Annotated in this window: 9 protein-coding genes; all 9 read left to right on the top strand. The window is 70.2% G+C overall.

The genetic code is table 11. From position 1 onward, the window contains the following. Positions 1-48: 48 nt before the first annotated feature. Positions 49-210: a (2Fe-2S)-binding protein gene (locus ABD908_RS27750; protein ID WP_425584410.1), complete on the top strand. Its 162-nt coding sequence runs from the start codon at positions 49-51 to the stop codon at positions 208-210. 174 nt (positions 211-384) lie between these two features. Continuing rightward, a complete protein-coding gene (gene thrS, locus ABD908_RS25255) occupies positions 385-2400 on the top strand; it encodes a threonine--tRNA ligase (protein WP_345001277.1) in 2016 nt (671 codons plus the stop codon). 20 nt (positions 2401-2420) lie between these two features. Then, a complete protein-coding gene (locus tag ABD908_RS25250; protein WP_345001273.1) occupies positions 2421-2969 on the top strand; it encodes an HIT family protein in 549 nt (182 codons plus the stop codon). A gap of 16 nt (positions 2970-2985) precedes the next feature. Next, complete coding sequence (gene pgsA / locus ABD908_RS25245) at positions 2986-3675, top strand: phosphatidylinositol phosphate synthase (RefSeq protein WP_345001271.1); 690 nt, start codon at positions 2986-2988, stop codon at positions 3673-3675. After that, positions 3675-4655, top strand: a complete 981-nt coding sequence (locus ABD908_RS25240) for a phosphatidylinositol mannoside acyltransferase (protein ID WP_425584409.1) — start codon at positions 3675-3677, stop codon at positions 4653-4655. The genes pgsA and ABD908_RS25240 overlap by 1 nt, the downstream gene beginning before the upstream one ends. Positions 4656-4664: 9 nt before the next feature. Further along, complete coding sequence (locus ABD908_RS25235) at positions 4665-5789, top strand: glycosyltransferase family 4 protein (protein WP_345001269.1); 1125 nt, start codon at positions 4665-4667, stop codon at positions 5787-5789. 39 nt (positions 5790-5828) lie between these two features. Next, entirely contained in the window at positions 5829-6848 is a 1020-nt protein-coding gene (locus tag ABD908_RS25230; protein WP_345001267.1) for an NUDIX hydrolase, read from the top strand. A gap of 360 nt (positions 6849-7208) precedes the next feature. Beyond that, positions 7209-8129: a pyridoxal 5'-phosphate synthase lyase subunit PdxS gene (pdxS, locus tag ABD908_RS25225; protein ID WP_345001265.1), complete on the top strand. Its 921-nt coding sequence runs from the start codon at positions 7209-7211 to the stop codon at positions 8127-8129. A gap of 98 nt (positions 8130-8227) precedes the next feature. After that, positions 8228-8857, top strand: a 630-nt coding sequence (locus ABD908_RS25220; protein ID WP_345001263.1) for an RDD family protein, incomplete at its 3' end; no start/stop codon positions are given.

The raw sequence follows: 8857 nt of genomic DNA, 5'->3' as shown, positions 1-8857 counted from the left end.
GTCGCCGCGGTCGCCGAGTGCGGTCCGCACGCCCCGCCGCCGCGGACGGTGACGATCGCAGGCGGTGCCGGGCGGGCGAGCGCAGCGACGAGGGAGACCATTGTGCGACGCGGGTCGTGCTGTCTGCTGTACCTGTGCCCGGGCATGGCCAAGTGTGCGAGCTGCCCGCGCCAGACACCTGAGGCGCGGTCGGCTCGGCTCGGCGGCTGACCGCACACGCAGCGGGCCCCGCGGTGCCACCGGGAGAAGCGGGCGCGCCGCCCCGATAGGATCGGACGGACCACAACCCGCGTGCGGCCAGGTATGCCGCCCGCTACAACGAGGAGAGATCCACACGTGAGCACCACGTTCACCGTCCCCGCCGGCGTCGCCGCCGGGGCGGCCATGCGAGAGCTGGACCTGCCCAACAAGGGCCCCGAGGCGATCGTGGTGGTCAAGACGACCGACGGCACCCTCAAGGATCTCAGCTGGGTCCCGGCCGAGGACACCGAGGTCAGCGCGGTCTCCTCGAACACCGACGAGGGCCGCAGCGTGATCCGGCACTCGGCCGCGCACGTGCTGGCGCAGGCCGTGCAGGACGGTTTCCCGGGCACCAAGCTGGGCATCGGGCCGCCGATCAAGGACGGCTTCTACTACGACTTCGACGTCGCCGAGCCGTTCACCCCCGAGGACCTCAAGGGCCTCGAGAAGAAGATGAAGCAGATCATCAAGTCGGGGCAGCGGTTCAGCCGACGTGTGTACGAGTCGAAGGACGAGGCCCGTGCCGAGCTCGCGAACGAGCCGTACAAGCTCGAGCTGATCGACGACAAGGGCGCCGCCGACGACAGCGAGGTCATGGAGGTCGGCGGGGCCGAGCTGACCGCCTACGACAACCTCAATCCCCGTACCGGCGAACGAGTCTGGGGCGACCTGTGTCGCGGCCCGCACGTGCCGACCACGAAGTACATCCCGGCTGTGAAGCTGACCCGCAGCTCCGCGGCGTACTGGCGCGGCGACCAGGCCAACGCCGACCTGCAGCGCGTGTACGGCACGGCCTGGGAGTCGGAGGAAGCACTGCAGGCGCACCTGGAGTTGCTCGCCGAGGCGGAGAAGCGCGATCATCGGAAGCTCGGCGTGGAGCTGGACCTGTTCAGCTTCCCCGACGAGCTCGGCTCCGGGCTGCCGGTGTTCCACCCCAAGGGCGGCATCATCAAGCGTGAGATGGAGGACTACGTCCGCAGCAAGCACATCGAGAACGGCTTCCAGTACGTCGGCACCCCGCACATCTCGAAGGAGCACCTGTTCCACCTGTCGGGGCACCTGCCGTACTACGCGGACACCATGTTCCCGCCGCTGCACGTGGACGAGGAACGGGACGCCGACGGGCAGATCACCAAGCCGGGGCAGGACTACTACCTCAAGGCGATGAACTGCCCCATGCACAACCTGATCTTCCGGTCGCGCGGCCGCTCGTACCGGGAGCTTCCGCTGCGGCTGTTCGAGTTCGGGCACGTCTACCGGTACGAGAAGTCAGGCGTGGTGCACGGGCTGACCCGGGTGCGCGGCTTCGCGCAGGACGACTCGCACAGCTACGTGACGCCGGAGCAGGCGAAGGACGAGATCCGGCACCTGCTCGACTTCATCCTCGGGCTGCTGCGCGACTTCGGGCTCGACGAGTTCTACCTGGAGCTGTCGACCCGCGGAGACTCGGACAAGTTCATCGGTAGCGACGAGCAGTGGGCGGCGGCGACCGAGATCCTGGAGGAGGTGTGCATCGAGTCGGGCCTCGACCTGGTGCCCGATCCGGGCGGTGCGGCGTTCTACGGCCCCAAGGTGTCGGTGCAGGCGAAGGACGCGATCGGGCGTACCTGGCAGATGTCGACGATCCAGTACGACTTCAACCAGCCGGCCGGTTTCGACCTCGAGTACACCGCCGCCGACGGCACCAAGAAGCAGCCGGTGATGATCCACTCGGCCAAGTTCGGCTCGATCGAGCGCTTCTTCGGCGTGCTCACCGAGCACTACGCGGGCGCGTTCCCGGCGTGGCTGGCGCCCGTGCAGGTGGTGGGGATCCCCGTCGCCGACCAGTTCGGCGACCACCTCGAGGCGGTGATCCGCGACCTGCGCAAGCGGGGGATCCGCGCCGAGGTCGACCACGGCGACGACCGGATGCAGAAGAAGATCCGCAACCACACCACGCAGAAGGTGCCGTTCATGCTGCTCGCCGGCGAACGGGACCAGGCAGCGGGCGCGGTCAGCTTCCGGTTCCGGGACGGCACGCAGGTCAACGAGGTGCCGGTCGCAGAGGCGGCGGATCGCATCGCGGGCTGGATAGACTCGCGGCGCAACGAGTCGCCCACCGCCGCGTTGTTCGACGCCGAGTCGGCCCCCGCCGCCGCGGCCGTGACCACCGACAGCTGAGCCGCGTAAGAGGAGCACCGATGGCCGACCAGGACGACGGGCGCTACCGGGATTTCGGCGTGGGCGCCGAGGACACCATCGAGCGCCTGTGGGCGCCGTACCGCATGGCGTACATCGCGGAGGCGCCGACGGTGCCCGAGGGCAGCACGGCGTTTCTCGAGATCCCCAAGCTGTCCGACGAGGACGGGCTGATCGTGGCCCGGGGGGATACCGCGTACGTGGTGCTCAACCTGTTCCCGTACAACCCCGGGCACACGATGGTGGTGCCGTACCGCAAGGTCGCGAACCTCGAGGACCTCTCGGACGCCGAGGCGATGGAGTTGATGCGGTTGACACAGAAGACGATCCGGGTGATCAAGGCGATCAGCCGGCCCGACGCATTCAACGTCGGCCTGAACCTGGGTCGCGCCGGGGGCGGCTCGATCGCCGAGCACCTGCACCAGCACATCGTGCCCAGGTGGGCGGGCGACGCCAGCTATATCACCGTGCTCAGCGGCACCAAGGTGATGCCGCAGATCCTGTCGCGCACCCGGGAGCTCATGGCCGCCGCGTGGAAGGACTCGAATTGATGGAGGTAGGAGACCGGTGCTGAGCATCCGAGGCCGTGCATCGGTCTCCAAGGTGACGCTGCCGCTGGGCCGGGCGCTGATCAAGACCGGGCTGACGCCCGACATGGTCACGCTGTTCGGCACCGTCTGTTCGGTGGCTGCCGCAATCCTGCTGTTTCCCTCGGGCCACCTGTTCGTGGGCACGTTGATCATCTGGTTCTTCGTGATGTTCGACATGGTGGACGGTGCGATGGCCCGGGCCCGCGGTGGCGGGACCCGATTCGGGGCATGGCTGGACGCGACCTGCGACCGGATCGCCGACGGCGCCATCTTCGCCGGCCTGGCGTGGTGGGCGGTGTACCACGACGGCAACCGATGGTCGCTGCTGATCGCGACGCTGATCTGCCTCGTCACCTCGCAGGTGATCTCGTACGCCAAGGCCCGCGCGGAGGCGTCCGGGCTGAACGGCGACGGTGGCTGGATCGAGCGTCCCGATCGCCTCATCATCGTGCTGGTGGGGGCCGGGTTCACCGGGCTCGGGCTGTGGTGGGCGATTCATGTCGCGATGTGGGCGTTGGCCGCCGCGAGCATCGTCACCGTCGTCCAGCGCGCGATGAGCGTCCGGAACTCGCCGGGCGCGACGGATCTGATGCCGCTGCACCGGCCGGCTCCCGCCCCCGACGATGCGCCCGGCGGTACGCCCGGTGACGGCGAGGCCCACCGGTGATCGGCCCGCGTGACCTCGATCCCCGTCGGATCGCGGACCTCGACCTCAAGGGCCGGTTCGCGGACCACGCGTACGGCGCGGGATGGTCCCTGGCCCGGCGGATCCCGGAACCGGTCGCCGTCCGCGGTGCCGACCTGATCGGCGGGTATTTCGGTACCCGCGGTGGTGGGCCGGACCAGCTGCGGCGCAACCTCGCCCGCGTGCTCGGGGTCGGTCCCGACGAGGTGCGCGACGCGCTGATGGCGGCGTCGGTCCGCTCGTACGCCCGCTACTGGCAGGAATCGTTCCGGCTCCCGTCGATGGACCTTGACCGGGTCGGCGAGGAGATGGAGCGGTACATGTCCGTCGACTCGCTGCACGCCGCGATGGCGGCGGGCAACGGCGCGGTCCTCGCCCTGCCACACAGCGGCAACTGGGACATGGCGGGCGTGTGGCTGGTGCACCGCTACGGGCGGTTCGCCACCGTCGCCGAGCGGCTGAAGCCCGAGTCGCTGTTCCAGCGGTTCGTCGACTACCGCGAGACGCTGGGTTTCGAGATCTTCCCGACCTCGGGGGGCGAGCAGCCGCCGATGCGAGCCCTCGCCGAGCGCCTGACCGACGGCCGGCCGATCTGCCTGCTCGGCGACCGCGACCTGAGCCGGCACGGCGTCCCCGTCAGCTTCTTCCGCGAGCGCACACGCATGCCGGCCGGGCCGGCCAAGCTGGCCATCGAGACCGGCGCGCCGCTGCTGCCCGTGCACTGCTGGTTCACCGACGGTGGCTGGGGCTTCAAGACGGAGGACCCGATCGACGTGTCCGACGGTGTCGAAGTCGCCACCCAGCGCCTGGCGGACGCGTTCGCGCGCAACATCGCCGAGCACCCGCAGGACTGGCACATGCTGCAACCGCTCTGGGAGGCCGACTGGTCGCAGGAGCGCCGGGACCGGCTGCTGGGCGCGGACCGACACGCGCCCGGCGCCGGGCCGACGGATGCCGGGTAGGAGCCACGCATGCGCATCGGCATGATCTGCCCGTACTCGTTCGACGTGGCGGGCGGCGTGCAGGCGCACGTCGCGGACCTCGCGCGCGTGCTGATCTCGATGGGGCACGAGGTATCGGTGCTGACACCGTCGTCCAAGGAGACGCCGCTGCCGGACTTCGCCGTCTCGTCTGGAAAGGCCGTGGCGATCCCGTACAACGGTTCGGTGTCGCGCCTGAGCTTCGGCCCCGTGGCCTTCTCCCGACTGCGGAAGTGGCTGAAGGACGGCCGGTTCGACGTGTTGCACGTGCACGAGCCGAACGCGCCGAGCCTCGGCATGCTGTCGCTGGCCATCGCCAACGGTCCGATCGTGGCGACGTTCCACACGTCCACCAGCAGGTCGCTGGTGCTCAGCGTGTTCCAGAGCGTGCTGCGGCCGACCCACGAGAAGATCCGCGGCAAGATCGCGGTGTCCGAGCTGGCGCGACGCTGGCAGATGGAGGCCCTCGGGTCCGACGCCATCGAGATCCCCAACGGCGTGGACGTCGACGCGTTCGCGCACGCGCAGCCCCTGCCCGGGTATCCGCGGCCCGGCGGCACGGTCCTGTTCCTCGGCCGCTACGACGAGCCACGGAAGGGGATGTCCGTGTTCCTCGAGGCGCTGCCCACCATCGTCGCTGCCCACCCCGACGTCGAGGTGCTGGTGATCGGCCGCGGCGAGGAGGACAAGCTGCTGCGGGACGCGGGGCCGTATGCGAGGCACCTACGGCTGCTGGGCGCGGTGAGCGACGACGCGAAGAAGCAGGCCCTGCGCTCGGCCGACGTGTACGTCGCGCCCAACACCGGCGGCGAGAGCTTCGGGATCGTTCTGGTGGAGGCGATGGCGGCGCGCGCCGCGGTGGTCGCGAGCGACCTGAACGCGTTCGAGAGAGTGCTCGACGGAGGCGCCTCCGGGGTGCTGGTACCGGTCGGCGACGGTGCCGCGCTGGGGACCGCCGTCGCCGGGCTGCTGTCCGACGACGCCCGCAGGGCCGAACTCGTCGCGAGCGCCGCGGTGAACGTGCGCCGGTTCGACTGGTCCGTCGTGGCACAGCAGGTGATCCGGGTCTACGAGACCGTCGCAGTCCCGGGGGTGGTGGTGACGGTCGATGAGTAGCCGCCCGGCCGTCGGGAGTCGACCGTCCGGGTGGGTCCGATGATCGACCTGACCGCGACCAGCATCGTCGTCGCCGGCCTGATCCTGATCCTGCTGGTGGCTGTGGCGGGCACCGCATATCAGACCGCACACCGGCTGGACCGCCTGCACGTGCGCACCGACCTGTCCTGGCAGGCCCTGGAGTCGGCGCTCGCGCGTCGGGCCGCGGTGGCTCGCACCGTGGCGGTCCATCTGCCACCCGACCACGCGGATCGGCTGCGCCGGTTCGCCGATCGAGCCGAGGCCGCCGACCGCACCGAGCGGGAGACGTCCGAGAACCGGCTGTCGGCCGCGCTGTCCGCACTGGACGTGACCACGCTGCCGGCGCCGCTGATCGCCGAGCTCGCGGACGCCGACGCACGCGTCATGATCGCCCGTCGCTTCCATAACGACGCTGTCCGGGACACCCGCGCGCTCCGCGGCCGCAGGTTCGTGCGCTCGCTGCACCTGGGCGGTACAGCGCAGATGCCCGCCTACTTCGACATCGTCGACCGCGCCGGCGCGGTGGAGACCCCGGTGTTCGAGAGCCGGCCGCGGGTGTCGGCTCGGGTGCTGCTGCTCGACCCCGACGGTGCCGTGTTGCTGATCCGGGGGCACGACCCGCAACTGGCGGACACGCGCGGGTTCTGGTTCACGGTCGGGGGAGGCGTCGACGACGGTGAGGGACTCGCCGATGCCGCAGTGCGCGAGGTCTTCGAGGAGACCGGACGGCGGCTCGACCGCGGTGCGCTCCGCGGCCCCGTGTTCCGGCGCGAGTCGGTGTTCACGTTCGCGGGGCAGCGGTTCGACTCGGTCGAGTACTTCTACGTCTGTGCGGTCGACCGGTTCACGCCCGCGCCGACGCGGCTCGGGGACGTCGAGGCGCGGATGGTGGACGAGTTCCGCTGGTGCACGGCTGACGACATCCGCGCGCTGATCGCCGAGCGGCCGGTGTACCCGGGCGAGTTGGCGTCCCGGCTGGGTGAGGCCCGTGCCGCGCTGAACGGCACGGGCGCGTTGCCCACGGTCGACATCCGCTGATCAGGCCTGCGCGGGCTCGCGGTCAGGCGGTAGAGCGCGACCGAGGCATCCGGGTCGACGCGCACCGGCTCACCGACGGTGCAGCCACCTACCGGAAGTGCCGATACCCACCGGCGGTTCGGACGCTGATCGACGAGGGCCTCCGCGATAAGCGTCTGGACGTTCGATCAGCCGATGCACCGTCGATAAGCATCCGCGAGCGCAGGCGACGCGCTAGTGGGCGCATGCCTGATACGCACCTGTTTTCGGCCGCACGACGCTCATCGGGTTTACTGGGAGGCCGACACGGCACCGTGCAGGGTGCCGGTGCCGGCCGTACACGAATCACGCCGCACTGCACGAATAACAGGGAGAGCATCCGTGACCACCGAGTCTCAGACCACGAGCGGGGCGATCCGCCCCGTCACCGGCACCGCGCGTGTGAAGCGGGGCATGGCGGAGATGCTCAAGGGTGGTGTGATCATGGATGTGGTCACGCCGGAGCAGGCGAAGATCGCCGAGGACGCGGGTGCGGTGGCGGTGATGGCCCTCGAGCGGGTGCCCGCCGACATCCGCGCGCAGGGTGGTGTGGCCCGGATGAGCGATCCGGATCTGATCGACGGGATCATCGCGGCGGTGTCGATCCCGGTGATGGCGAAGGCGCGCATCGGGCATTTCGTGGAGGCGCAGATCCTGCAGGCCCTCGGTGTCGATTACGTGGACGAGTCGGAGGTGCTGACGCCGGCGGACTACGCCAACCACATCGACAAGTTCGCGTTCACGGTGCCGTTCGTCTGCGGCGCGACCAACCTGGGTGAGGCGCTGCGCCGGATCACCGAGGGTGCGGCGATGATCCGCAGCAAGGGTGAGGCCGGTACCGGTGACGTGTCCAACGCCACCACCCACATGCGGCAGATCCGGGACCAGATCCGCCGCTTGACGTCGTTGCCCGAGGACGAGTTGTACGTCGCGGCGAAGGAGTTGCAGGCGCCGTACGAGTTGGTGGTGGAGGTGGCGCGGGCGGGGAAGCTGCCCGTGACCCTGTTCACGGCGGGCGGTATCGCGACCCCGGCGGACGCGGCGATGATGATGCAGCTCGGTGCCGAGGGGGTGTTCGTCGGCTCGGGCATCTTCAAGTCGGGTAATCCCGCGGAGCGGGCCGAGGCGATCGTGAAGGCGACCACGTTCTACGACGATCCGGACAAGCTGGCCGAGGTCTCGCGGGGTCTGGGCGAGGCGATGGTGGGGATCAACGTCGATGACATCCCCGAGCCGCACCGCCTCGCCGAGCGCGGTTGGTGACGGCATGTCGCCCGCCGCAGCCGGGCGAAACCGTATAGCGTCGAGAGCGAGTAAAGACGGACTTCGGCCCGTCTGCGACCAGGGGAGTTAGGCACACGATGTCCGAGCAAGCGACGGCCCGGCCGGATGCGACGTCCGAACCGGATGTGGAGGCCTCCGGCCCGGAGCTCGATCCACAGACCGAGCACGACACCGCGGTCCGCGCCACCGCCGCGCCGCTCGCGTTGCGCGTGCTCGCGTACATCGCGGACCTGTGCCTGGTCGCGACCGTGGTCGCCGTGGCGCTGATCGTCGACGTGCTGGCGGATCTCGAACTGGGCTGGGTGTTCTTCGGCATCGGCGCCCTGGTCGCCCTGGTCGCGTCGATCGCGATGCACGGCGCGTGGGGTGCGAGCCCCGGTAAGCAGCTCGCACAGCTGCGCGTGGTGGACGCCGAGACGGCGGGCGCGCCCGGTTATCCGCGGGCGGCCATCCGCACGGTCGTGTTCGACGTGCTCTCGGTGATCGTCTACCTCCCCGCGTGGTCGGTGCTCATCGACAAGACCCGGTTCCGGCGTGGCCTGCACGAGAAGGTGTCGCACACCCTCGTCGTGGACGCGACGGAGGCCGTCTCGTCGACGGCCGTGGACAGCGCCGCGCCCGCGCGGAGCGGCTTCGGGGCACCCGCCCGGGTCGGCGGGCCCGGCACAGCCGACCCCGAGGGCGTGACCGAGGCGCTTGCCGTCCCG

The sequence above is a fragment of the Tsukamurella soli genome (assembly GCF_039541155.1).
Classification (GTDB): Bacteria; Actinomycetota; Actinomycetes; order Mycobacteriales; family Mycobacteriaceae; genus Tsukamurella; species Tsukamurella soli.
The sequence above is the reverse complement of the archived record's forward strand: the minus strand, read 5'-3'. Positions and strand labels throughout refer to the sequence as shown.

Coding starts and splice junctions, on each gene's coding strand:
- ABD908_RS25230 (WP_345001267.1), top strand. CDS start 5,829: ATGATCGACCTGACCGCGACCAGCATCGTCGTCGCCGGCCTGATCCTG.
- ABD908_RS25235 (WP_345001269.1), top strand. CDS start 4,665: ATGCGCATCGGCATGATCTGCCCGTACTCGTTCGACGTGGCGGGCGGC.
- thrS (WP_345001277.1), top strand. CDS start 385: ATGCGAGAGCTGGACCTGCCCAACAAGGGCCCCGAGGCGATCGTGGTG.
- ABD908_RS25250 (WP_345001273.1), top strand. CDS start 2,421: ATGGCCGACCAGGACGACGGGCGCTACCGGGATTTCGGCGTGGGCGCC.